Origin of the sequence: Micromonospora echinospora (assembly GCF_900091495.1) — a bacterium.
Lineage (GTDB): Bacteria > Actinomycetota > Actinomycetes > Mycobacteriales > Micromonosporaceae > Micromonospora > Micromonospora echinospora.
Window position 1 is genome coordinate 6,016,588 of sequence record NZ_LT607413.1, and the last position, 25,865, is coordinate 6,042,452.

At 74.3% G+C, this 25,865-nt stretch carries 13 protein-coding genes; 4 read left to right on the forward strand and 9 right to left on the reverse strand.

Annotated features, from left to right (window positions below; translation table 11 throughout):
- Positions 1 to 20: 20 nt before the first annotated feature.
- Entirely contained in the window at positions 21 to 734 is a 714-nt protein-coding gene (locus GA0070618_RS25915) for a VOC family protein (RefSeq protein WP_088985847.1), read from the reverse strand.
- Positions 735 to 1,573: 839 nt separating this feature from the next.
- Between GA0070618_RS25915 and GA0070618_RS25925 the strand changes: the two genes are divergently transcribed.
- Positions 1,574 to 1,819, forward strand: a complete 246-nt coding sequence (locus GA0070618_RS25925) for a hypothetical protein (protein ID WP_143740458.1) — start codon at positions 1,574 to 1,576, stop codon at positions 1,817 to 1,819.
- 607 nt (positions 1,820 to 2,426) lie between these two features.
- Positions 2,427 to 2,711, forward strand: a complete 285-nt coding sequence (locus tag GA0070618_RS25935; RefSeq protein WP_143740456.1) for a hypothetical protein — start codon at positions 2,427 to 2,429, stop codon at positions 2,709 to 2,711.
- Positions 2,712 to 2,861: 150 nt separating this feature from the next.
- Here the strand turns inward: GA0070618_RS25935 and GA0070618_RS25940 are convergent, their stop codons facing one another.
- The 6 genes from GA0070618_RS25940 to GA0070618_RS25965 form a co-directional block, all read right to left on the reverse strand.
- Positions 2,862 to 4,511 (reverse strand): ABC-F family ATP-binding cassette domain-containing protein, encoded by a 1,650-nt coding sequence (locus GA0070618_RS25940; protein WP_088983954.1) that lies wholly within the window; start codon positions 4,509 to 4,511, stop codon positions 2,862 to 2,864.
- A 518-nt stretch (positions 4,512 to 5,029) separates the two neighbouring features.
- A complete protein-coding gene (locus GA0070618_RS25945; RefSeq protein WP_088983955.1) occupies positions 5,030 to 9,577 on the reverse strand; it encodes a non-ribosomal peptide synthetase in 4,548 nt (1,515 codons plus the stop codon).
- The gene (locus tag GA0070618_RS25950; protein ID WP_170107920.1) at positions 9,574 to 13,008 is read right to left on the reverse strand and encodes a non-ribosomal peptide synthetase; all 3,435 of its coding nucleotides are present in this window, start codon (positions 13,006 to 13,008) and stop codon (positions 9,574 to 9,576) included. Before GA0070618_RS25950 ends, GA0070618_RS25945 begins: the two co-directional genes overlap by 4 nt.
- A 28-nt stretch (positions 13,009 to 13,036) precedes the next feature.
- The gene (locus GA0070618_RS25955; RefSeq protein WP_088983957.1) at positions 13,037 to 16,183 is read right to left on the reverse strand and encodes a non-ribosomal peptide synthetase; all 3,147 of its coding nucleotides are present in this window, start codon (positions 16,181 to 16,183) and stop codon (positions 13,037 to 13,039) included.
- Positions 16,180 to 19,407 (reverse strand): condensation domain-containing protein, encoded by a 3,228-nt coding sequence (locus GA0070618_RS25960; RefSeq protein ID WP_197701640.1) that lies wholly within the window; start codon positions 19,405 to 19,407, stop codon positions 16,180 to 16,182. The genes GA0070618_RS25955 and GA0070618_RS25960 overlap by 4 nt, the downstream gene beginning before the upstream one ends.
- Entirely contained in the window at positions 19,397 to 20,101 is a 705-nt protein-coding gene (locus GA0070618_RS25965) for a DUF6875 domain-containing protein (protein ID WP_088983958.1), read from the reverse strand. The genes GA0070618_RS25960 and GA0070618_RS25965 overlap by 11 nt, the downstream gene beginning before the upstream one ends.
- Positions 20,102 to 20,471: 370 nt before the next feature.
- Between GA0070618_RS25965 and GA0070618_RS25970 the strand changes: the two genes are divergently transcribed.
- Both GA0070618_RS25970 and GA0070618_RS25975 read left to right on the forward strand, forming a co-directional pair.
- Positions 20,472 to 22,697 (forward strand): HAD-IIIC family phosphatase, encoded by a 2,226-nt coding sequence (locus GA0070618_RS25970; RefSeq protein WP_088983959.1) that lies wholly within the window; start codon positions 20,472 to 20,474, stop codon positions 22,695 to 22,697.
- Positions 22,698 to 22,706: 9 nt separating this feature from the next.
- A complete protein-coding gene (locus tag GA0070618_RS25975; protein ID WP_088983960.1) occupies positions 22,707 to 23,930 on the forward strand; it encodes a glycosyltransferase in 1,224 nt (407 codons plus the stop codon).
- A gap of 50 nt (positions 23,931 to 23,980) precedes the next feature.
- Here GA0070618_RS25975 and rox read toward each other — a convergent pair whose 3' ends face one another.
- Together rox and GA0070618_RS25985 are read right to left on the reverse strand one after the other, a co-directional pair.
- Positions 23,981 to 25,408 carry a rifampin monooxygenase gene (gene rox / locus GA0070618_RS25980; protein WP_088983961.1) on the reverse strand — a complete coding sequence of 476 codons (1,428 nt, stop codon included), beginning with the start codon at positions 25,406 to 25,408 and terminating at the stop codon, positions 23,981 to 23,983.
- Between the two features lie 147 nt (positions 25,409 to 25,555).
- The gene (locus tag GA0070618_RS25985) at positions 25,556 to 25,861 is read right to left on the reverse strand and encodes a ferredoxin (protein ID WP_088983962.1); all 306 of its coding nucleotides are present in this window, start codon (positions 25,859 to 25,861) and stop codon (positions 25,556 to 25,558) included.
- Positions 25,862 to 25,865 lie beyond the last annotated feature (4 nt).

Below are 25,865 nucleotides of genomic sequence, written 5' to 3' on the forward strand. Positions count from 1 at the left end.
GCTTCGGCTGAATGCGGCGCCTAGGACAGCGCTGCCGCAAGGTCGGTAGCGGCCTCATACGCAGCAGCAGCCCGGGTAGCGTCGTCCGCGCTCAACGCGACACGGTCAACACGGGCCAGCATCTCGACCGCCGTGGCCGGATCGTTCAGGGCCATCGCGACCTCAGCGCGGTAGACGAGCACCTCCACCAACGCGACCGGGTCGTCATCTGCCTCGGGACGTGCCAACGCACTGTCAAGGATCCGGGCCGCCTGCCGGGCGTCCCCTCTGGAGTCGGACTGCACGACGGCGTTCGCCATCGCCTTGCCCAGCCGCCCAGTCGGCGCCGGCGCGGGGGACGCCGGGGCGCTCTGGAAGACGCGGATCCAGTTGCCTCCAGGATCGATGACGCTGAAGCCGCTCATCCCGTCGGCGTTCTTCCGCGCCCGGGGCCGGGTCATCCGCGGCGTCCCGGAGACCAACACCTTGCCGTACGCGGCGCGCATACCCGCCGCGAAAGCCCGGTACAGCTGCCCCGTGTCCGAGGTCAGCACGAGACACGAACCGTAGGACTGCGCCGGATCGAACCCCGCGATCTCGAAAAACTGCAGATGTAGATCTTCACGTTGCAGCCCCACCGCCGGGTTGGGCTTGCGCTGCTGGTAAGTGGTGTGGAAACCGAGCACCTCGTAAAAGGCGACGATGTCGTCGATGGACGCGCAGGGCAGCAGGGGAACGGTTATCTCGTTGGTCACCCGTACTTGGTAGCCGTCGTGAATGGGCACACGCACATGAAAATGGCCGATCGGCAACCACAGGCGACCGAACGGCCGATACGGTGCTAGCTGTGCTGGTCTATCAGCGACCTCTAACGACACTCACTTCCGAAGGGGTGCCTACCTACTGGAGCCGGACGACTAGCCTCAATCCGGGTCCGCGTAAAAGTGGTTCGATCGCAGCTCAGGCACTGCGGGGCGCTGTCGCCGCGGCGGCGGCTCCACCACATTCTGTGTCACATCGCCGGAAGGAACTCGCCGAGGTGTCCGTGATCCCGCTGCCGCCCGGTGGTGCTCGTGGTCGCCGTCGACGCGTTCCTCGACCGGTTCCGCGACGCCCCGGCCACCCCGCGCCACACACACCGAGACCCTGCGCCGGCTCCGCGAGACCGTCGGCGACCAGGTGCCGGTCGCCGCGCTCACTCCGCAGCTCTACGAGCAAACGATGGCCCCGCTCGGACGAACGGGCCGCGAACTGTTCACCGACGACCGCAACCCACTGCGCGAGCGGGCGCCCTGGCGGATGTCCTACGAGACCTGCGCCCGCGCCGAGGAGATCCTCGACCTCGACGTACCCGACACCTCGATATCGAGTTCCACCGCGCCCTCGTCACCGAGAAAGGAGGCGATCGCGCCTACGTGCACTGGGCAACCCCGACCGCACGGCTCCTGTCCCGGCTGTTGGCCGGCCGCACCGTCGGCCCGCTGTTCCTCGCCGACCGGCGCGCTCCCGTCGCCGGCCGCCGCTGGAGGCTCCCCACTATCGGGCGGCAGATCTTGATTGACCGAGAGACATGGTTCTGAGGCATACGGCGGACGTGGCTGCCGCGGCCTGGCTCGCGCGTTCGCGGGCCCCTGCGGACCAGCTGATCACATTCGGGCCCGCCGGCTACGAGGCGTACGCCCGTCTGCGGTACATCCCCGATCCAATCTCGCCCGGTCAGCTCGAGACCGACGTCGATCTTCCGGCCGAACGCGAGTTGTGGTCGCCGCAGGCGCGACGTGCGTTGCACGTCCTCGCTGAATTCACGACGACGCCTGACCGGTGCTTTTTCTGCATCTGAAAGGGCGTCGCCGGACGTGCCCTGTCGGCGGCCGAACGGCACGGCCCGCTGGTAACCGTTCCGCACCGCCGGTACGTCCTGTTCACCGGCCGTCTCGGGGACTACATCGAAGGCAGCGACGGGCCGTTCGACGGCGACTCCGGTCCGGTCCCCGCCTTCGTCTGGCCGGCCGATCGCCGTTGGTGTTTCACCAGTGATGTCGCCACTCACTGGGCAGGAATAGGCGCGGATCAGAGCGCCGTCGACAGGTTGCTGAACACCTCCGGCCTCGACGTAGTCCAGGCGGTGCCCAACCAGCGCCCCCCGGCCTATCGGTGAGTCAACAACCACAGGGGAGGTCACCACCGCCCCCAGGATCACATACGTGACGGTCTGGGACGGCTACCCAAGCGCCGGGCCAACACCACCACGCGGCCGCTCGACTGTCCCACCGGCCCAGGGCCACCGGAGCTGGGGCTGGGCGCCGATTTCCGTCCCGTTCTTTCTCGCCCCCCTGGTCCCGGTCACACACTCCATTCACAATCGTCAATTGCCGCGTCTCTTGTTGGTCACAGTTGTCGATTACCGTCCCAGAGAGCTTCGGACCTGACACGGAATGAGGAACCTCATGCGGACCCTCCTGCGCGGCGCGGCGTGTGCCGCCGCCCTGACCGCAGCCATGATCACGGCGGTGCCGACCGCCGCCCAGGCGGCCCAACCGAACCAGTTGTGCCGCACCAACAGCTCCGCGATCCTGTACACGAGCCCGACCTCGGGGATCTGGGTCCCCGAGGGCTCGCTGGTCCGCATCCTGGACTACCGGGGGACCTACCACTACCTCGCCCGCTACGACGGGACCGTGGGTCAGCTGGAGCGCAGCAGGGTCATCCAGGAGAGCTGCTACTACCAGTGATCCGGACTTCCGGCCACGGCCCTCTGCCCGGGTCGGCTGGAATCCGGGGCGTCGTCTCCGGACGGCGCCCGCGCCACCGGGACGGAACCCGGTGGCGCGGGCGTGTCCGGCCCGGTTCAGGGCCCCGTGGTCGTCACCTCCCCTCCTCCCCTACCGGCCCTCGATCTCCAGGCGCGGCCAGTCGGCGAGATCGCGTAGCAGTTGCCGGTCGTGGCTGGCGACCACCACGGCGGCGCTCGTCGCGCGTATCGCCCCGGTCAGCTCGTCGACCAGAGCCGACGACAGGTGGTTGGTGGGTTCGTCGAGCAGGACCAGGCTCGGTCGTCCGGCCAGCGCCAACGCCAGGTCGAGGCGCCGTTGCTGCCCCTGCGACAGTCGCCCGACCGGCGTGCGCGACGCCTCGGAGTCCAGCAGCCCGAGCGACCCGAGCGCAACGGCGTCGGTGTCCCGCAGCGCACCGCACGCCACCAGCCGCCCCACATGGCGGGCGTACACCTCTCCGGCGGTGAGGTCGGGCTCCTGCTCGCTCGTCTCCTGACCGACCAGGGCGACCCGGGCGTCCGTCGCCGTCCAGACGTGTCCGTCGGTGGGTGGGAGCGCGCCGGCCAGCACCGCGAGCAGCGTGGACTTTCCGGCGCCGTTCGCTCCGGTGACGAGCAGCCGGTCGCCGCCGTCGAGGGCGAGGTCGACCGGACCGGCCAGCCGCCCGTCGACGGCGACATTGTGGGCGCGCACCTGCGGCGCACCCGGCCGGACGCGCAGGTCGGGCCAGCGCGACGTCGGAGGCGGCTCCGGCACGTCGATTCGGTGCGCCGTCAGGGCCTCCTGCTGACGGCGCAGCGCCTGCACGACGCCCGGCGCACGGGACTGGCGCTGGTGTTTACCGGTCCCCTTGTCCGGTCGCCAGCCGGTGGAGAGCCGGTCCCGGGCCCGGGACACCGCGTCCTGCAGCCGCCGCTGCTCGGTCTGCTGCTCATCGTGCTCCTGCTGCCAGCGCTCACGTTCGCGACGCCGGGCGTCCTGCCAGGCGTCGTAGCCCCCGGCGTACAGGCGTGCTCTGCCGTCGCGGGCCGGGTCGAGGTCCAGGAACCGGTCGGTGACCTCGCGCAGCAGCGCCCGGTCGTGACTGACGACGGCGAGACCGCCGTCGTGCTCGCGTAACCTGCGGGTCAGGAAGTCCAGCCCGCCGGCGTCGAGGTGGTTGGTCGGCTCGTCGAGCAGCAGCACGTCGTGCCGTGCGCCGAGCAGGCACGCCAGCCGCACCCGGTAGCGCTGCCCGACCGACAGCGTCGACAACGGTCGGTCCCGGTCCGGGCAGGCGTCGAGGGCCTCCAGGGCGACGTCGACTCGACGTTCGGCGTCCCACGCGTCGAGTCGGGTGGCGGCGTCGAGCGCGGCAGCGTAGCGGTCGTCGGCAGTGGGGTCACCGGCGGCCACGGCGTCGACCGCCTCGTCCAGTGCGGCGAGGGCCGCGAGCGAGGCCGCCAATGCCTCGGAGGTCAGGGTGCCGACGGTCTGACCAGCACGGACGGTCAGCTCCTGGCGGGCCAGACCGAGCGTGCCGGCCCGGTGCACGGTGCCCTCGTCGGGCCGGACGAGGCCGGCGAGGACGTGCAGCAGTGTGCTCTTGCCCCGGCCGTTCTCGCCGACGACGGCGATCCGTGACCGGGCGGAGACGGTGACCGAGACGTCGTTCAGGACACGCCGGGATCCGCGGACGACGGTGACGCCGACGGCGCGCAGGTGGGCGCTGCCACCCGCGTCGAGCGGCAGGGTTTCGGGATTCGGGGTGAGGTTCAACGGTGCTCCGCAGCTCGCAGGGGAGCCGGGCAGCGTCAGGTGGCCGCCCGGCGGGAACCGGGACGGCGAGCGCGTTCGACAGGGAGGAGGCGCCGCCGTCAGCGGGCGGAGCGGACCTTCTGCGACCAGATACCTCGTGCCACGACCGTGACGTTAGCAGCGCCGACGCGGCACGGCATCGTCGTTTCCCGTCCGGCGACGGAGGTGAGGGTGCCCGACGTGGGGTGCGAGGGCCGTTGCCGCCCGTCGGGGGTTGAGGAAGAACGGAACGGAAGTTGGCGCTAAGCCCCGGCCCGGTGGTCACCGGGCCGGGGCTGGGTTAGCTCAGCTGGTCAGTCGTTCCAGGTGGTGGCGGAGGGAACAGGAAGAAGAACTGCTCCAGCTCCGCCCGCGACGGCTCACCCGCGAACGGCCCCTACCCCGCAGCTTGATCATCACTGAGGAACCAGCGGCGGAACCGGCCGGCGGGCGTCGCCCGGCACCCGCCCCGCGCCCCGGGGTGGGCGACGCCCACCCGGTCACGCGCTACCGGTCGCCTCTCCGCCCAGGCGCAGGGCGCTCAGGTAGCGCCGCAGCAGGGTCGCCGCGGGCGGCGGGGTGGGAACCCCGGCCGCGTCGGTCGCCCGTTCGGTGTGGACGCAGTCGAAGTACGGATGCTCGCGGGGCCCGTCCTCCTCGGCCAGCGTCGGCACGAACGGCCCGAGTGCGACCGACGGGCCGGCACGCAGCACACCGGCCCGCCAGTCCCGGTACGGCAGCAGTCGGACCGGGATGCCGAGCCCGCCCAGCACCTCGGCCATCTGCGGGTAGGACAGCCCCGGCCGGAAGTAGTGCCGGTCGGCGGCGAGCGCGTCGGGGCGCCGCGACAGCCGGCCGATGGCGGCGGCCACCACGTCGACAGGTGCCATGTCCTCGACGTGGTCCAGTGCCGGTACCGCGCCGGTCTCGGCGAAGGTACGCAGCAGGCGGCTGAAGTAGTCGTCGGCGTTGCCGGTGCCGGTGCGGCTGTCCCCGGTCACCCGGGCCGGCCGGTGCACCGACACCGGCAGGCCGCGCTCCCGGGCGGTCCGCACCAGCCGGTCGGCGACCCACTTGCTCTCGTTGTAGCCGCCGTGCAGGCCCTGGGGCTCGTCGGGCGGCAGCGCCTCGGTGACGGTCCGCGAGGCGTACGCCGGGCACAGGTAGACGCCGAGCGTCGACACGTGGTGCACAGCCTTGGGCCGGCCGCGCGACGCCAGCCGGAGCACCTCGACAGTCCCGGACACGTTGGCCGGCCGCAGCCGCTCATACGGCTGGACAAAGTGGACGCTGCCCCCGTTGTGCAGCACCACGTCGACCCGGTCGGCGAGCGCGTCGAACGCCCGCTGGCCGAGTCCCAGTCGAGGCTCGGCGAGATCACCGACGACCGGCACGATCCGGGCCGGGTACCCCGGCCGCCAGCGCCCGTACCGGCGCAGGTTCTCCTCGATCCGGGCCGTCGCCGCGCCCTCCGAACCGGCCCGGACCAGGCAGTAGACGTCGGCGGTGGTGTGCCGCAGGGCGTCGTCGAGCAGGTACGCGCCGAGGAAGCCGGTCGCTCCGGTCAGCAGCACCCCGGCCGGGTCGGCCACCGGCACGTACGTCCCGAGTGGCGCCACGTCGTCAGGGGGTACGGCCTCGGCGCGCAGGTCCGGCCCGCGGTGGGCGCCGATGGCAGCGGCGGGTACCGGATCGGGCGCAGGGGCGTCGGGCAGGGCGGCGTCGACCAGCGCGGCGAAAGCGGCCAGCGCGGGGGCGTCGAACAGCGAACGCAGCGGCAGCCGGGTGCCGAAGTGCCGGTTGACCTCGCTGAGCACCGGAGCGGCCAGCAGTGAGTGACCGCCCAGGTCGAAGAACCCGTCGTCGACGCCGACCCGCTCGCGGTCCAGCGCCCGGGACCAGATCCGAGCCACCGCGACCTCGGTCGCGGTGGCGGGGGCGGTGAAGGGGCGCTGCTCGTCCGGGGTGTCGGCGGGTAGCCGGTCCGGGTCGACCTTGCCGTGCGCGGTCAGCGGCAGTTCCGCCAGCGCCACGACGGTGGCCGGCACCAGGTACTCGGGCAGCCGGGAGCGGAGGTGGGCGCGCAGCTCGTCGGCGCTCGGCGCCACCTGACGGGGCACGACGAACGCGGCGAGCCGCTGCCCCCGGGCCACCACCACCGACCGGGCGACGCCGGGGTGCTCGTCGAGCACCGCCTCGATCTCGGCCGGCTCGATGCGGTGCCCCCGGATCTTCAGTTGCCGGTCGACCCGGCCGAGGAACTCCAGCTGCCCGTCCGGACCGACCCGGGCCAGGTCTCCGGTGCGGTAGAGCCGGGCGCCGGGCGCCGCCGAGAACGGGTCGGGTACGAACGCGGCGGCGGTCAGGTCCGGGCGACCGATGTAGCCACGGGCCAGGCAGTCGCCGCCGAGGTGGAGCTCACCGGCGGCGCCGTACGGCACCGGCCGCATCCACCGGTCCAGCACGTACGCCCGCACGTGCGGCAGCGGCCGGCCGATCGGCAGGTGCCCGCCGGTGGGGGCGTCGCCGGAGTCCGGCCCGGCGGCGCCGGTGGCGGATTCGGCCCCGTCGGCGGGCGCGGACCGGAACACGGTCGCGCAGACCGTCGCCTCGGTCGGGCCGTAGTGGTTGTAGAAGGCGGTCCGGCCACCGGTCAGCCGGTGCCAGGCGGCGAGCTTGTCGGCGGACACCCGTTCACCGCCGACCATCATCACGGTCAGCGGCAGGTCGGCGGGGAGCCGGTGGCCGTCGAGGTCGTCGACCCAGCGCTGCCAGAGCGCCGCCGGTGCGTCCACGGCGGTGATGCCCTCGACCCGGCAGAGGTCGACCAGCGCCGGTCCGGTGAGGGCAGCCGGGTCGGGGTGCACCACCAGCGCCGCGCCGCTGATCAGGGCGGGGAACACGTCGCCGACCGACGCGTCGAAGGTCAGCGGCGGGATCATCAGGATCCGCTGCCCGGGGCCGAAACCGTGCCGGTCACGGAAGGAGGTGGCCAGGGCGGTCAGCGTCCGGTGGGTCACCATGACGCCCTTGGGCCGGCCGGTCGAGCCGGAGGTGTAGACGACGTACGCGAGCTGGTCTGGCCGGCGGGCCCGCGACACCGTGGCGTCGGCCGGGGTCGGGACGGCGGTGTCGGCCGGGTCGGCGACGTCGACGACGGTGACCGGTAGGCCGGCGAGCAGGTCACGCCCGGTCGCGTCGGTGACCAGGATCGTCGCGCCCGCGTCGGCGAGCAGCGCGCCGACCCGGTCGACCGGGTGGCCAGGGTCGAGCGGCAGGTAGGCGCCGCCGGCCCGGATGACGGCCAGCAGTGCGACGATCCCGTCCGGGCCGGCCCGCAGGGCCATCCCGACCGGCGCCTCGCGACCGACGCCGGCCGTGCGCAGTCGCCGCGCCAGCCGGTCGACCCGCCGGTCGAGTTCGCCGTAGGTCAGCACCTGCCCGTCGCCGAGGACGGCGGGCGCCCGTGGTGTCCGGGCGGCCTGCGCCGCCACCAGGTCGTCGACGTAGCCGGGGGCGTCGACGTGGCCAGGGGCGTCGACCCCGGCGGATGCCACGCCGGTCACCGGCCGCAGGCCGGCGTGCAACCGGGCCCGGTCGGCGGGGATGTGCAGGGCGAGGTCGCGAAGCGGCAGCTCCGGGGTGTACGCCAGCGCGGCCACCGCCAGCTCCAGGTGTGCCACCAGCCGTGCGGCGGTCGCCGGGTCGAACAGCTCGGCGTCGTAGTCGAGCTGGCCGGCGAGCTGTCCGGCGCGCTCGACCACCACCAGGGTCAGGTCGAACCGGGCCGTCCCGCCGTCGAGTCCGGCCGCCGTCACGGCCAGCCCGCCGGTCGCGTCCACCGGGCCGGCCGTCGGGTCGGGGCCGGAGTCGGTGCCGTTGAGCACGAACATCACCTGGAACAGCGGCTGCCGGCTGGCTCCCCGGGCCGGCCGGACCAGTTCGGTGACCCGTTCGAGCGGTACGTCCCGGTGCCCGAGCCCACCGAGGCTGGTCTGCCGGACCCGGCGCAGCACGTCGCGCAGGCTCGGATCGCCGCTCAGGTCGGTGCGCAGCGCCAGGGTGTTGACGAACATGCCGACCATCGACTCGAGTTCGGGCAGCGACCTGTTGCTCGCCGGTACGCCGACGACCACGTCCTCCTGGCCACTGTGCCGGGCCAGCAGGATCGTGAACGCGGCCAGCAGCACGGTGAACGTGGTGCAGTCCTCGCGGCGGCGCAGCTCCTCGATCGCCGAGGTCAGCCGACCGGGGAGCCGGAACGGCCGGGTGCCGGCCGGGGACCGGGGCCGCGCCGGTCGGGGCCGGTCGGTGGGCAGGTCGAGCTGACCCGGCGCACCGGTCAGGTGGTCGCGCCAGTACGCCTCCTGCGCCGCCAGTGCCGCCGGATCACGCTCGCCAAGCCAGCGTACGTAGTCGGCGTACTGCACCGGCGGCGCCTCGGACGCCGGCTGCCGGCCGGCGACGAGTGCGGCGTACCCGCTGATCAGCTCAGCGAGCAGCAGCCGGGCCGAGACGTCGTCGCAGACGACGTGGTGGAAGGCGAGCAGCAGGACGTGGTCGGCGGCGGCGAGCCGGACCAGGGTAGCCCGGACCAGCGGCGCCCGGCCGAGGTCGAAGGGACGGGTCAGCTCGTACCGGGCTAGCCGGTCCAGCCGGGTCTGCCGGGTCGCGGCGGGCGTCTCCGCCAGGTCGACGAGGGGCAGCGGCACGGCCGTCCTGGGATCGTCGGCCGGCAGGATCACCTGCACCGGGTGGCCGGCCCGCTCGGCGAACGACGTCCGCAACGGTTCGTGCCGGCGCACGAGCAGTCGCAGCGCGGCGGCGAGGGCGGTCGCGTCGAGCGCGCCGGTGAGCCGGTGGGCGCTACCCATCACGTACGCCGAGTCGCCGACCCCGAGCCGGTCGAGGAACCAGATCCGCTGCTGGGCCGGGGAGAGCGGCAGGTCGCCGGCGCGGTCGCCGGGCCGGATCGTCTGCGTACCGGTGACCTCGATGCCGCGCCGGGCCAGCAGGACGGCGAGGAGCTGGTCGGCCGAGGCGGTCACCGGGCGCCCTCCTGGGCCAGCATCGTCTCGACCGCCTCGGGCGACATCGACGCGATCTGCGCCCGCAGTTCGGCTACCGCGGCGACCTGCCCGGGTACCGGTTCCAGTCCGGTCAGCGCGGCGGCCAGCCCGGCGACCGTCGGCGCCTCGAACAGCGCCCGGGTCGGCGCCTCCAGCTGGAAGTACGCCCGGACCCGGGCCAGCACCCGTTCGGCGAGCAGCGAGTGCCCGCCGAGGGCGAAGAAGTCGGCGTCCACCCCGATCGGGCGTACGTCGAGCACCTCCTCCCAGATCCCGACGATCGCCTCCTCGACCGGGTCACGGGGCGCGACGTACGCGGTGGCGTCGGTCGCGCCCCAGTCCGGTGCCGGCAACGCCTGCCGGTTCACCTTGCCGTTCGGGGTGAGCGGCAGCGCGTCGAGCACCACCAGGGTCGCCGGCACCATGTAGCCGGGCAGCCGCCGGGCCAGCCCGGGTTGGATCGCCGCCCAGAGCCCGGCGGGGTCGGTGCCGGACTCCGCGCCGACCACGTAGGCGACGAGTCGGGCGTCGCCGTCGCCGGCACCGTGCCAGGCGGTGACGGCGGCGTCACGAACCCGCTCCTCGGCCCGCAGCGCTTCCTCGATCTCGCCGAGTTCGACCCGGAAGCCGCGCACCTTGACCTGCTGGTCGCCCCGGCCGAGGAACTCCAGCCGCCCGTCCGGCAGGTAGCGGGCCAGGTCGCCGGTGGCGTAGAGCCGGCCGCCCGGGGTGTCGCCGAACGGGTCGGGCACGAACCGCTGCGCGGTCAGTGCGGGTCGCCGGTGGTAGCCCCGGGCCAGCCCGAGCCCGCCGATGTGGACCTCGCCGACGACGCCGACCGGTACCGGCTGGCCCCGGCCGTCGAGCAGCAGAATCCGGGTGTTGTCGATCGGCGGTCCGATCGCCACCGGCCCGTCGCCGGGCTCGACGACGCCGGCCGCCGACCACACCGTCGTCTCGGTCGGGCCGTAGACGTTCCAGAGCCGCCCCCCGGCCAGCTCCCGCACCAGGTCACGGGAGAACGCCTCACCGCCGCAGAGCCGGTGCCGGATCCCGGCCGGTACGCCACCGGCGGAGAGCAGCAGCCGCCAGGTCGCCGGGGTGGCCTGGAGCACTGTCGCCCGGTCCGCCTCGGCCCGCCCGCGCAGCGCCGTACCGTCGGCGACCTCGGCGGCGGTGGCGACCAGCACCCGGGCCCCGCAGATCAGTGGCAGCAGCAGCTCCAGCACGGAGATGTCGAACGACAGGGTGGTGACCGCGAGCAGTCGGTCGGCGTCGGTGAGCCCGAGCGAGCGGCGGAACGACAGCAGCAGGTTGGCGACCGCGCCGTGGGTGACCTCGACCCCCTTGGGTCGCCCCGTCGAGCCGGAGGTGTAGATGACGTACGCGAGCTGACCGGCGTGCGGTGGCCGGACCGGTGGCGGCGCCCCGGGGTCGCCGGCCGCCGGGGCGGGTGCCCGCAGCCGCTGCCGCTCGTCGTCCAGGCACACCACGCCCGGACCGGCGCAGAGCTGCGGCAGCCGGTTCCGCACCGACCGCTGCGTCACCAGCACCGTGACGCCCGCGTCGTCGACCATCAGCCGCAGCCGGTCCGGGGGGAACGCCGGGTCCAGCGGCACGTACGCCCCGCCGGCCCGCCACACACCGAGCACCGCGACCAGCATCGACACCGACCGGTCCAGGCAGATCCCGACAGGTGTCTCCGGCCGGACCCCGCGCTCACGCAGCAGCGCGGCGAGCCGGTCGGCGCTGGCGGCCAGCTCCCGGTACGTCAGCCGGTCGACGTCGTCGCTGACCGCGATCGCGTCCGGCGTGGTCGCGCAGGCGCGCGCGAACAGGTCGGGGAAGCTCCCGGCCAGCGGCGTGGCGGTCGGCCCCTGCCAGTCGACCAGGGCCCGGTGCCGCTCGTCGGGGGTGAGCAGTGCCACGTCGCCGAGGCGCTGTCCGGGCGCGGCGACCACTGCGGTCAGCAACTGCCGGAAGTGCCCGGCGAACCGGCCGATGTCGGCGTCGTCGAAGACCTCGGTGCGGTACGAGAACGTCAGCTCCAGTCCGCCGTCGGCCTGCGGCACCCCGACCAGGGTCAGGTCGAAGAGCATGTCGTCGAGCTGGCTGTCCCACCAGCTCACCGACAGCCCTGGCCAGGCCGACGGGCCGCTCTCGGTGAAGTTGTGCAGGATCACCGCGCTCTGGAAGAACGGGTGCCGGTCGGCGTCGCGGCGCGGCGCCACCTCCTGCACGACCAGGTCGAACGGCACGTTCTGGTGGGCGAAGCCGTCGATGACGGTGCGCCGTACCCGGCCGGCCACCTCGGCGAAGGTCAGGTCCGGATCGAGGTCGGTACGCAGCGCGATCGGGTTGGCGAAGTAGCCGATCAGGGGCTCCAGCTCCACGTGGGTGCGGGCGGCCACCAGGGTGCCGACGGTGACGTCGCGCTGCCCGGTGTAGCGGGCCAGCAGTGCCGTGAACGCGGAGAGCAGGGTGACGAACGGGGTGGTGCCCCGGGTGCCGCCGGCCGCCGCGCGCAGCCCCTCGACGAGGTCCGGGCCGATCCGCAGGTGCCGCTTGGCGCCACCGGCCCGGGCCGGGCCGGCGTGCCGGCGGGCGATCGGCAGGTGCGCGTCGGCCCGGGGCGCCGCCAGGTGGGTGCGCCAGTACGCCAGACCCGGCTCCAGCGCGCCGTCGGCGATGCCCCGGTGCTGCCATTCGGCGTAGTCGGCGTACTGCACCGGCAGGTCGGGCAGCGGCGGTGCTCCGGTGCCACCGGCGAGGCGCCACGCGTAGAGCGCGGCGAGTTCCCGCAGCGCGTTGCCGATCGACCAGCCGTCGATGGCGATGTGGTGGCTGGTCGCCAGCAGCACGTGCTCGTCGTCGGCGAGCCGGAACAGCGACGCCCGCAGCACCGGACCGGAGACCAGGTCGAACGGCACCGCGAACGCCTCGCGGGCGAGGTCCCGGGCCCGGTCCTCGCGGTCGGTCGCCGGCAGGTGCCGCAGGTCGACTTCGATCACCGGCACCTCGCCGGTCGGCCGGAGGACCTGTCGGGGCTCGCCGTCGACGCCGACGTAGCCGGTGCGCAGGATCTCGTGCCGGGCGACCAGGTCGGCCAGGGCGGCGCGGAGCGCGCCGACGTCGAGCTCACCGGTGAGCCGCTGGGACATGGCGACGTGGAACGACGGGTCGGCCGGGTCGAACTGGGTAGCCAGCCACATCCGTTGCTGGCCGGAGGAGCACGCGAAGCTCTGCTCGCCGCCGGTGCGCGGCACCCGGGGGACGGCCGGCGGGGCGGTGGGCGCCAGGCCGAGCTGGGCCAGCCGCCGGGCCAGCAGTTCCTGGTGCTGCGGTGACAGGGCGGCCACGCCGCCGTGGCCGGGCCGGTCCGCGCCCGCCGGGTCGGTGGTGGTCGGCATGGGACGGACTCCTCGAAGATCGTCGTGGTCAGTCATCGGCGCCGCTCGCTCCCGCGCTCGCCGGGTCGCCGACGCCGGCACCGCCGACGACGGCGGCGAGGACGCCGGCGATCGTCGGGGTGTCGAAGAAGACGTGCAGCGGCAGGTCGATGCCGAGCTGGCGGCGCATCCGGGCGGCGATCTGGGTGACGCTCAGCGAGTGGCCGCCCAGGTCGTCGAAGAGGTCGTCGTGCGGGCCGAACCGGTCGACCCGCAGCACCTGTCGCCAGATCCCGACGATGCCGGCGACGATGGCGTCCGCCCCGTCGGCGGTGGCGTCGGCGTCGGCGGTGGCGGCGGTGGCGACGGGGTCCGGGGCGGGCAGCGCGGACCGGTCGAGCTTGCCGTTCGGCGTGGTCGGCAGCACGGCCAGCGGCACCACCAGCTCCGGCACCATCCACCCGGGCAGCGTCGCGCGCAGGTGGCGCCGGAGGTCGGCGGCGGAGGGCTGCCGGCCGGTCCGGAACTCGACGTAGGCGACCAGGCGCGGCCCCGTGCCGTCGTCGCGCAGCTCGACCGCGCAGCGGCGGACGTCCGGGTGCCCGTCCAGCGCCGCCTCGATCTCGCCGGGCTCGACCCGGTGCCCCCGGATCTTCACCTGCCGGTCGAGCCGCCCGAGGTACTCCAGCCGGCCGTCCGGGCCGAGCCGCCCCTGGTCGCCGGTGCGGTAGAGACGCGAGCCGGGTGGGCCGTACGGGTCGGGCAGGAAGCTGCGCGCGGTCAGCGCGGGTCGGTCGAGGTAACCGAGAGCCACCCCGGGCCCGCCGATGTGGATCTCGCCCGGTACGCCGATCGGCACCGGCCGCCCCCGGGAGTCCAGTAGGTGGATGCGGGTGCCGGGCAGCGGCCGGCCGATGGTGACCGCGTCGACCGGCTCGGGCAGTTCCGCCGCGCTGGCCCAGACGGTGGCCTCGGTCGGGCCGTAGAGGTTCCACAGCCGGCGCACCCGGGGCCGCAGTTCACGGGCCAGGGCGAGCGGCAGTGGTTCCGCGCCGCAGAGGCCGACCACGGTACGGTCGGCGAAGCCGGCGTCGAGCAGCAGCCGCCACGTCGACGGGGTGGCGTGCACGTGGCTGACCCGGTGCCGGCGGACCAGTCCGAGCAGGGCGGCGCCGTCGCGGGTGTCGTCCTCGGCGGCGAGCACGATCCGGCCGCCGGTGACCAGGGGCAGGAACAGCTCTGGTTTGGACATGTCGAACGACGCCGACGCCAGCGCCAGCCAGCCGTGGGTCGGGCCGCTGTCGAGAGTGGTACGCAGGGCGTCCAGCAGGTACCGCAGGGACCGGTGGGTGACCTCGACGCCCTTCGGTCGGCCGGTGGAGCCGGAGGTGTGCACCACGTACGCCACGTCGTCCGGCTCCGGCCCGGCCGGCACCGGCTCCCGGGCCGGCGGGCCCGACCCGGTGGTGGCCGGGTCGTCGACGGAGAGCATCCTCGGGCGGTGCGTGGACGCCTCGTCCGGGGTGCCGGCCTCGACCAGCAGCACCGCGGGGGTGGTGTCGTCGAGCACGAACGCCCGTCGGGCCGGTGGATGGTCCACGTCGAGCGGCACGTACGCGGCACCGGTGCGCAGCACCGCCAGCAGGCCGACCAGCAGGGCCGGCGACCGGCGCAGCCGGACCGCCACCCGCACCCCGGGTCGGGCACCGGCGGCCCGTAACCGGTCGGCGAGGGTGGCAGCGGCCCGGTCCAGTTCGGCGTACGTCGTCACCCGGTCACCGGCGACGACGGCTGGCGCGTCCGGTGTGGCGGCGGCCCACGCGCTGACCAGCTCCGGGACCGTACCGGCCGGTGGCGCCGCTTCGACGCCGAACGGTGGCTCCCAGCCGATCCGCACCAGCCGACGTTCCTCCTCGCCGAGCAGCGCCAGCGCGCCGACCGGCGTGCCCGGTTCGGCGGTCGCCGCGCCCAGCAGCGTGACCAGGTGCCCGGCGATCCGGCCGACGCTGTCGGGGTCGATCGTGTCGACGCCGTACTGCAGGTGCACCGTGGTCCGGTCCCGACCGTCGACCACCTGCACGTGCAGGTCGTTGCGGGCGGCGTGGTGGAAGCCGGCCCAGTCGACCTCGGCGCGCAGCCCGGCGAAGACCGGCTCGGGCCCGGTGCGGCGCCGGTAGCTGACCGACACCGGCGCCAGCGCGGCCCGGGGGCGCAGCCCCGACACGGCCCGGGCCAGCGGCACCGCCCGGACCGGGTACGTGTCCCGCAACTCGGCGCGGGTGGCGGCGGCCAGGGCGGCGAAGGGACGGTCCGGATCCGGGTGCACGGCCAGCGGCAGCTCGTTGACGAACAGCCCGACGGTGTCGCGGGTCGCCCCGGTACGCGTACCGAGGTCCACCGCCACCGTCGGGGTGCCGTTGCCATAGCGGCACAGCAGGGCGTACACGGCGGCGAGCAGCACCTCGAACCGGGTGTGTCCACTGGCGTCGGCGTACCGGGCCAGGGCCAGCCGGTGCGGCTCGGGCAGGTCGAACCCGACGACCTCGCCGGCCCGTACGCCGTCCTGGGGCCGGCGCAGTCCGGGCAGCACCACCGGATCGGGCTCCCGCCACCGGGTGGCCCAGAAGGCCCGGGCCGCCGCCACGCCGGCGGCGATCCGGGCCTCGTCCTCGGCGACGTGCGCGGCGTACGGCACCGGTGCCCCGCCAGGCGGGGCGCTCCCGGCGACCCGGGCGCCGTACTGCGCACCCAGGTCGCGCAGCAGCAGGTCCTTGGACTCGCCGTCGAAGACCAGGTGGTGGGCGACGATCAGCAGCAGGTGCTCGGTCGGTGCCACGGTGAACAGGGTGAACCTGACCAGTGGGCCGTGTCGGGGGTCGAACGGGAGCAGCGTCTCGGCGCGGACGGCGGCGGGCAGTTCCCCGGGGGCCACCGACCGTCGGGTCAGCCGGGGTGGCGGGGCGGCGACCAGCGACAGTTCCCCGTCGGTGTCGTCGAAGGCGTACCCGAGGGCCGGATGCCGGGCGACGACGGCGGCACAGGCGTCGGCCAGCGCGGCGACGTCGAGTGCGCCGAGCAGGCGTACCGGCAGTGGCATGTGGTAGGCGGACCGGGCGTGGCCGATCCGCTCGGTGAACCACAGGCCGTGCTGGGCGGTCGAGGCCGGCCCGAGCCGGGAGGACTCCACCGTGGTCACACTGCCTCCGTTTCGGGCACCGGGTGGCCGGCACCGGGACGCTGCGGGGATCGGGTCGCCCGGTCCGGGTCGACCAGGTCGGAGATCGGGGCGCCGGCGCCGTCGGGCAGCGCGTGCAGCAGGTGCAGCAGGGTGTCGGCGAGCCGGCGCGGGGTGCTCGGGTCGAAGGCGTAGGAGTTCCAGAGCAGCCAGCCGGTCAGCGATCCGTCCGGCTGTTCCACCACGGCCAGTTCCGGTACGCCGAGATCAGGCCGGCCGTCCGGGGTGGGCCAGTCGGCGTCCAGGGCCCGGGGCAACGGGAAGCCCTCGGAGATCAGGCCGGGGAAGTGCGGGTCGCCGCCCCAGCTCTCGAACCGGAGCCAGGCGGCGGCCGGGAAGCGGGCGTAGAACTCGGCGAACGGGTAGTACTGGTGGTCCACCGCGTCGAGCGCGGTGCCGCGTACCCGGTCGAGCAGGTCGGTGAAGGGCGGATCGCCGCCGGTGTCGATCCGCAGCGGCAGCGACTGCACCAGGCAGCCGACCAGGGCCTCGAACTCCGGCCGGCTGCGCCCCGGGACCGGGGACATGACGACGAGGTCACGCGCCCCGCTCCAGCCGCTGAGTACGGCCGCCCAGGCTGCCGCGACCAGCATGAACGTGCTCGCGCCCCGCTGCGTCGCCAGGGAGCGCAGCCGGCCGGCCGGCGCCGGGTCGATCCGGAACTCCCGCGAGTCGCTGCGCAGCCGTACCGCGTGCCGGCGGCCGGGAAACGGCTCGACGACGGTCGGTGCTCCGGCCAGCCGGTCCCGCCAGTAGCGGCGGGTCCGGGGCCACTGGGCCCGGGTCCAGCGCACCGCCTCGGGGTGCGACACCGGCAGCGCCGGCAGGGTGGCCGGCCGGTGGGTACGCAGCGCCGAGTAGACCAGGCCGAGTTCGCGCAGCAGCACCCCCATCGACCAGCCGTCGAAGACCAGGTGGTGCACGGCGAGCCCGAGGACGTGGTCGTCCACGCCGAGCCGGACCACGATCGCCCGGACCAGAGGCCCGTGCGCCAGCCCGAACCGCAGCTCCCGGTCGGCGCGGACCAGGTCGGCGGCCTCCCGGGCGTCGGTCGCGGTGCTGACCGTCACCGCCGGTGGGCAGTCCGGCAGCAGGTACGCCCGGGGCGAGCCGTCGACGAGCCGGAAGACCGTCCGCAGCGCCTCGTGCCGGGCCACCAGGACGCCGAGCGCCTCGCGGAGCAGGGCCGGGTCGAACCGGTCGGTGATCCGGATCGCGACGCTGATCGGCCCCGGGTCGCGGGGCTCGTCGGTGGCGTACATCCAGGCGAGGAAGTTCTCCTGCTGAGCGGTGAGGGCCACCGTCACGTCGCAGCCGTCCGGTACGACCGCAGCGGTCGCCGGCTCCGGTGCCGCCACGGTCACGGCTGCGGTCGAGGCGGCCGTGGCCGTGGCACTGGCGGTGGAGGCGGAGGCGGTGGAGGCCGGGCGGGCGGCGCTGGCGAGCCAGTCGGCCTGGGCGGCCAGCACCGGCCGGTCGAAGACCACCGAGGCGGGCACGTCCACGCCGAACTCGGCGGCGGCCAGCGTGGCGATCTGGGCGGCCCGTAGCGAGTCCCCGCCGAGGGCGAAGAAGTCGTCGTGCCGGCCGACCGCCGGCCCGCCGAGCACCCGGTTCCAGAGCGCGGCGAGCCGGATCTCGGCCGTTGTCGCCGGCGGGCCGGCCACGGTGTCCGGCTGGTCGGTGAACAGCTCGCGCAGTGCGGCCCGGACCACCTTCCCGCCGTCGTTGCGGGGCAGCGCGTCGACCAGGACCAGGCGCAGCGGGCGCTCGTGTGGGGCGAGCCGGTCGGTCAGGTGGGCCCGCAGCGCGTCGATCGGGAGCGGTCGGCGGGGCACCACGGCAGCCGCCACCATCGCACCGAGCGTGGTGTGCGGCAGGCCGACCACGGCGGCGTCGGCGACGTCCGGGTGGTCGAACAGGACCGACTCGACGTGCAGGGTGGAGACCTTGAAGGCGCCGGTCTTGACGGTGTCCCCCTCCCGGTCCACCAGGTGCAGGTAGCCGTCGGCGTCGAGGTGGCCGAGGTCGCCCATCCGGACCCAGCCGTCCCGGAAGACCGTGGCGCTGGCGGCCGGGTCGCCGAAGTACGTGCGGGACTCGGTCTCCGCCCGTAGCCACACCTCACCGGTCACGCCCGGCGGCAGCGGCGCCCCGTCCGCGTCGGTGATCCTCAGCTGGGCGCCGGCGGCCGGTCGGCCGAGCGCGGTGGGCCGGTCCGGGTCGTAGACCACCGTGGTGTGCGCCGGGGCGGCCTCCGTCGACGTGTAGTTGTTGACCACCGTGGCCCCGGGCAGCGCGGCCGTGAGATCCCGGGCGACGGCCGGGGGCAGCGCCGCGCCGGTCGAGGCGACCAGCAGCACGTCGCCGAGGTCGTGCCGCCGGTGCGCCCCGGCGCGCAGCAGCTCGATCGCCATCGAGGGCACCACGAAGACCGTGCCGGCCCGGTGTCGGGCGATCAGCGCGGCGAACTCCTCGGCGTCGAAGCGTGCGGCGACGACGGCGGCCGGGCGGGCGGTCAACGCCTGCAGCAGCATGGTCTGGGCGGCGTTGGTGCCGATCGGGAAGGCGTGCACGAAGTGGCGGGAGTGGGCCAGTGCCCGGCGGCGCGGTCGCGGTGTCGCGCCGAAGGTCAGGTTCGCATGGCTGGCGGCCACTCCCCTGGGGGCGCCGGTGGTGCCCGAGGTGTGCACGATCTGGGCGAGGTCGCCGGGGCGCACCTCGACGTCGACCGGGCCAAGCGCACCGCCGCGCCCGAGGTCACCGGCCGCCGCCGTCCACCAGGAGCCGGCCGCCGGCCGGCCGGTGGTGGGCGCGGGTCCGGTGTCGGGCGGCGGACCGGCAGGGCCGTGCAGCACCCCGGTCGCGCCGCACCTGGCGAGCAGGTCGGCCGCCACGGGTCCGGTCCGGTCCGAGATCGGTACGGCGACCGCGCCGGCCGTGGTGACCGCCGCGTAGGCGACCGCGTAGTCGAGCCAGTCCGCCCCGCCGAAGACCAGCCCGATCCGGTCACCCCGGCGTACCCCCCGGCCCCGCAGGTCGTGCGCGCCCGCATCGGCCCCGGCCCGCCACTGCCCGAAGGTCAGCGTGCCGACCCCGTCGAGGAGCATCGCGACCCGGTCCGGATCGTCGTCGGCCCGCGCCGCGAGCAGCTGCGGCACCGTCGTCGGGGGGTCAGTGCGCACCGGCACCGCCGACGGGGGCCGGTGCCAGCCCGAGCTGGTCGACGGCGCGGCGCACCGTCTCGCGCAGGTGCGGCGGGATCTGGTCGGCGAAGCGGGCGAGGTAGGCCCGGACGTTGTCCGGATCGTCGCGCAGGAAGAAGAAGTCGGTCGGCACCATGTGCCGGATGGCCAGCAGCGGTACCGGGCAACGCAGCGCGGCGAAGTCCGGATTCCACAGCCCGCCCTTGGCCGGCGGGCCGGCGTGGAACTCGCCGAGCATCAGACCGTGCACGACGAAGCGCGCCTTGAGCCGCTCCTGGGTGAGGTCGACGACCTCGGGCACGTCGGCGGCGGCCAGGTCCGGGAAGACGATCAGGATCGTGGTGAACTGGGCGGCATCGCCACGGTGGCGGCTGAGGTCGAGCAGCCAGTCCCGGTGGTGGATCAGCAGTCGGTCCAGCTCGTCCGCCGGGTGTGCCCGGCCCGGCGCCACGGTGAGATAGAACGCGTTGCGGTCCAGCGACCCCTGAGCGTACGGGCAGACGTTGCCGGTTCGGCCGAGTTCGGGGTGCGGGCGGCACAGGTAGTCGCGGGCCCAGTCGAGGACCGCGCGCAGCGGCCGGACGTGTGCGCGTACCGGCGGGGGCAGCGGGTCCTGGTGCAGGTCCGCGACCTCGATCAGGGTGTGGCGGGCGTGCGCCGGGTGGGTCAGCATCTGGGCCCCTCGTCTGCGTACGCGCCCTGGGTGGTCCGGTAGCCGCCGACGGGCGACCCTGTCCGTGCGCGCTGGCAGTCACGGTAGTGAGCGGCACGACAATAAGTAAGTAGTCCTTACAGTTAAGTGGACTGTCCTAACAGTCAGGGTCGGGGTCGGGCGATCCCCCGAGATCGACTTCGTTCGGCCGGGCCGGGCCGGGCAATGTCCACTGTGTGGTGACGACGCGCGACGAAAGGCCGTCGACCATCACCGGACCAACCCGACGGGGCAACTGTTAAGAGTATTGACAGTACGCTCGGCGCGTTCCTACGGTGGTTCCGCACCAACATGAAGATCGACTTACCGCGACGTGGGGTACGGGGCAGCGATGGCAAACCACAGCGCCGACTATCCGGTGGTGGTCACCGCCACCTTCGTCGCGGATCCACTCGCCCCCACCTTCAGCTACTGGACCGCCGAGCTGGGCCTGCCGCACGACCTGGTCGTCGCACCGTACGGGCAGGTGCTGCAACACCTGCTCGATCCGCACGGCCCGCTGGTGCGGACCGGCCCCGGGGCCAATGTCGTACTGGTCCGACCGCAGGACTGGGCCCGCGACCGGCCGGCCGCACCGGCACCGCCCTCGGCCGCCGACGCCCCGCCGAGCCCCGACCCGACGCCCTCCGGGCACCTCCGGGCGACGCTCGGCGCCGACGGGCGGGCGGCGGTCCGACGCGTCGCCGACGAGCTGGTCAAGGCGGTCGCCGGCAGCGCGCGCCAGCGGAGCGCGCCGTTGCTGGTGGTGCTCTGCCCGGCCAGCCCCGCACTGCTGGCCGACCCGGCCGACGGCGGGTTCCTCACCGCCATCGAGGAGCGGATCGCGGCGGAGCTGCGCCGGATCCCCGGTGTGGGCGTGCTGACCACGGCCGACACCGTCGAGGCGTACGACCTGCCGCACCACGCCGACGACTACGCCGACGAGCTGGCCCGGGTGCCTTACACCCCGGCCGGCTACGCGGTGCTCGGCACCGCCGTCGTCCGCCGGTTGCACGCGCTGCGCACGGCTCGCCCGAAGGTGATAGTGGTCGACGCCGACAACACCCTCTGGGACGGCGTGGTCGGCGAGGACGGGGTGGACGGCATCCGGATCGGCCCGCACCGCCAGGAGCTGCACCGGCTGCTGGTGCGGCAGCAGGAGGCCGGCGCCCTGCTCTGCCTGAGCAGCAAGAACAGCGAGGCCGAGGTACGCGAGGTCTTCCGGCGCCGCCCCGAGCTGGGGCTGGAGCTGAGCCAGCTCACCGCCCTGCGGGTGGACTGGCGGCCCAAGCACGAGACGCTGCGCGAGCTGGCCGCCGAACTCGACCTCGGGCTGGACAGCTTCCTCTTCCTCGACGACAGCCCGGCCGAGTGCGCCGAGCTGCGCGCAGCCTGTCCCGAGGTGCTGGTGCTCAACCTGCCGGCGGGGGCCGCCCCGGCACTGTCCTACCTGCGCCACGTCTGGGCGCTGGACCGACCGGTGGTCACCGGTGAGGACCGGCTGCGTACCGAGCTGTACCAGCGGGAGAGCCGCCGTCGCGAGCTGCGGGCCAGCTCCGCCGGGCTGGCCGAGTTCGTCGCCGGGCTGCGGTTGGAGGTGCGCCTGACCCCGGCGACGCCCGGGCAGGCCGACCGGCTCGCCCAGCTCACGCAGCGCACCAACCAGTTCAACACCAGCACGGTACGGCGCATCGCCGCCGACTTCGCCACCGCCGACGAACTGCGCTGGGCGGTCGACGTCTCCGACCGGTTCGGCGCGTACGGCCTGGTCGGCCTGGTGTCGCTGACCGTCGACGGCACCGCCCTGCGGGTCGACGACCTGCTGCTGAGCTGCCGGGTGCTGGGCCGTGGCGTGGAGCACCGGGTGTTCGCCGCGATCGGCGCGGCGGCCCTGGAACGGGGGCTCGACACGGTCGACGTCCCGGTCCGCCGGACCGCGCGCAACCAGCCGGCCCGGGACTTCGTGACCCGGGTGGCCGGTCCGCCCGATCCGGCCACGGGCGTACACCGGATGGGTGCGGCCGACGCCGCAGCGGTCCGGTACACCCCGGAGCAGCCGGTGCCGGCCGGCCCACCCGCGACGAACGGGCCGGCCGAGCCGAACGAGCCGGCCGCACCGGACCGGGCGACAGATGCGGCGGGGCACGCCGACCGGCTGGACCGGATCGCCCGTGAGCTGGCCACCGGCACGGCACTGCACCGGGCGATCCTCCCCCCGCCCCCCGATGCCGGACCGACCGCCGGGCCGGCCGACGCGCGGACGCCCACCGAACTGGCCGTTGCCCGGCTCTGGGCCGAGGTGTTGGGCGTGGCACCGGCCTCGGTCTGGGACAGCTTCTTCGCCCTCGGCGGCCAGTCGTTGCAGGTGGTCCAGTTCATGGCCCGGGTACGCGCCGGCTACGGCGTCGAGCTGCCGGTGGACCTGCTGTTCACCACGGGCTTCACCGTCGCCCAGGCCGCGCACGCGATCGACGACGTTCGTCCCGTGTCCGGCGCCGACATCGACCTGCTGATCGCGCAGGTGGAAGCGCTCTCCGACGACGAGGTCGCGGCGCTGCTCGCCGCCGAGGAGGCATAGCCCGGCGCCATGGCGACCATGTTGCTCAGCACCCATGGCACGAACGGCGACGTGCTGTCGTTCGTGCGCCTCGGCGCGGCGCTGGCCGAGCGCGGCCACGACGTCACGATCGCCACCCACGCCAGGTACGCGCCGACCGTCCGGGCGGCCGACATCGAGCTGGTACCGATCGACACCGAGGACGAGTACGTCCGCTACCTGGCCGACGCCCGGGACATGCTCGACGCCCGGGTCGGCTCGGCGCGCCTGCCGGACCTGCTCGGTCACTACCAGCGCAACGATCTCTTCGGGCAGCTCCGTCGCGAGGTCGAGGCCGCGGTGGCCCGCCACCGGGCAGGCGCGACGGTGCTGGTCGGACGGCACACCTCGGGGCTGGCCACGCTGATCGCCGCCGAGCTGCTCGGCGCACCGAGCGTGTGGGTGGCGATGACGCCAGCGCAGCAGTTGCTGCTGCCGGTGCAGGTGCACCTGCACCGGTCCACGCTGGCCGCCGGCATCGACGCGGTACGCGCGGACTTCGGGTTGGCTCCGGTCGACGACTGGGCGGCCTGGATGAGCGGCGCGGACCGGCAGCTCGGGCTCTGGCCGCGCTGGTTCGACAAGGCCGGCCCGACGGTCGAGGCCGTCGAGCCGGTCGGCTTCCTGCTCAACGACGCCGCCGAGTCGGGCGACCTGCCGCCGGAGGTGGAGCGGATCCTGGCTGATCCGAGCGGACCGCCGGTGCTGGTCGCCGCCAGCTCCGGGCAGATGCTCTGGGAACCGTTCTACGCCGCCGCGCTGTACGCCTGCCGGCGCGTCGGCCGGCCGGTCATCCTGGTCAGCCCGCACCTCGACGCGCTGCCCGACCCGCTGCCCGCCGGGGTGACGTGGTTTCCCCGGCTGCCCTACCGTGACCTGGTGCCCCGGGTCGCGGCGGTGATCCACCACGGCGGCATCGGCACGCTCGGCCGCTGTCTCGCCGCCGGGGTGCCGCAGGTGGTGCTGGCGCACAGCTTCGACCAGCCGGACACCGGGGCCCGGTTGCAGCGCTGCGGGGTGGCCCGCTTCCTCCCGTCCACCCGGTGGGCTCCCGAGACGGCCGCCGAGCTGCTCACCGAGGTGCTCACCGACGCCCGCTACGCCGAACGCAGCCGACGTTTCGGCGCCACCGTGGACCCGACGACCACCGCCACCCGGGCCGCCGAACGGATCGAGGCGTTGCTGGCACCACCGCCGGAACCCGCCGGCCGGTAGTGGCTCAGGCCCACTGGTCGGGCGGCACCTCATGCCCGACGCGACCCTGCTCAACCACGGGCAGCGCCGAACCACCTGGACAGCTGACCGAGCAGATCCTGCTGGTCGTCGCCGACCCACGCCACGTGGCCGTCCGGCCGCAGCAGCACGGCGGGCACGTCCGGTTCGTCGCCACCGTCGACGACGTGGTCGACCCGATCCGCCCAACCCGCCGGCGAGAGCCGGCCGGTGCGGTCGAGCAGCAGCCCACGGCCGCCGTGCATCAGCTCGTAGAGGCGCCCCCGCCCCAGCCGGACGTCCCGCATCCGCCGGCCGAGCAGCTCGTGGCCCGCGCCGAAGTCGTAGCGGATCCCGATCGCGGTGATCTTCTCGACCAGGTGCCGGTTCACGTCCTCGAAGTCCATCAGTTCCGACAGCAGCCGGCGCACCGCCTGGGCGCCCGGCGCGGTGGACATCAGCTCCATCTGCGCGCGGGTGTTCACCAGCACGTCGGCGGCGACCGGGTGCCGTTCGGTGTGGTAGCTGTCCAGCAGTCCCTCCGGCGCCCAGCCGTTGACCTCGGCGGCCAGTTTCCAGCCGAGGTTGAACGCGTCCTGGATACCGAGGTTGAGGCCCTGCCCGCCGGTCGGCGGGTGGACGTGCGCCGCGTCGCCGGCCAGCAGCACCCGGCCGACGCGGTAGCGCTCGGCCAGTCGGGTGGCGTCGCCGAAGCGGGACAGCCAGCGCGGTGAGTGCACACCGAAATCGGTGCCGGCGAACGCCCGCAGCTGCCGTTTGAACTCGTCGAGGGTCGGCGGGACCGAGCGGTCCTCGGCCACCTCCTCGGCGGGCACGACGACGCGGTTCATCCCGTTGCCGAGGGGCCCGACGCCGAACCGCAGCTGGGTCTTGCGGACCTCCGCGACGACGGCGGCGACCGTCGCCGGGTCCTCGGCCACCGCCATCTCGCCGAGCAGCGTGTCGGCCGTGCTGGGCTCGCCGGGGAAGTCGACGCCGAGCAGCTTGCGCACGGTGCTGCGACCGCCGTCGCAGCCGACGAGCCAGCGCGAGCGCAACCGGGTGCCGTCAGACAGTTCGGCGGTCACCCCGTCGTCGTCCTGGGTCAGCCCCACCAGTGCCCGGCCGCGTCGGATCTCGACGCCGACGTCGACGGCGTGCTCGGTCAGCAGGCGGTCGGTGGTGGGCTGCGGGATGCCGAGGACGTACGGGTGCGCGGTGTCCAGCCGGTCGGGCGCGGGTTTGGCGATGCCGGCGAAGAAGCCACCGACCGGGTGCTTCCGGCCGTGCGCGAGGAACCGCTCCAGCAGGCCGCGTTGGTCCAGGATCTCGATGCTGCGTACGTGCAGACCGAGCGCGCGGACGACCGGGGTCGGCTCCGTCTCCTTCTCCAGCACAAGCACGTGCACGCCGTGCAGCCGCAACTCGCTCGCCAGCATCAGTCCGGTCGGTCCGCCGCCGGCCACGATCACGTCAATCACGAAAGCCCCCCATTTTCCGGCCAGCTGCCTGGTGCGGTACGTCGGCAGAGCGCACGTCCGTCGAGAATCGGTGATTTCTCGTCAGGGCTGGCCTCGGCCGACGATTCTGGGCCACGACCCGGGTCTTGCCGCAAGACCCCCGGTGCGCTATATGTTGGGAGTGGCCGGGAGTGTGGGCTTCCCGCACACCTCGTCGGACGTGAACGACTCCTCTCCCCGACGACCCGGGTTCTCCCGGCCCCGGTGCGGGGGCCGACGGTCGGTCGACACGGCGATCGCCGCGACAGGGCACCGGTCGACGGCCTCACGGACGCAGTCCCACACGTCAGCGGGCGGTTCAGGTGTCAGGACGACCACTTTTCCGTCGCCCGGACGCTGGTCGAACACCTCGCCGGCCGTCAACACGCACATTCCGGAGCCGACGCAGCGCTCGACGTCCACGGTGATCCGCACCGCC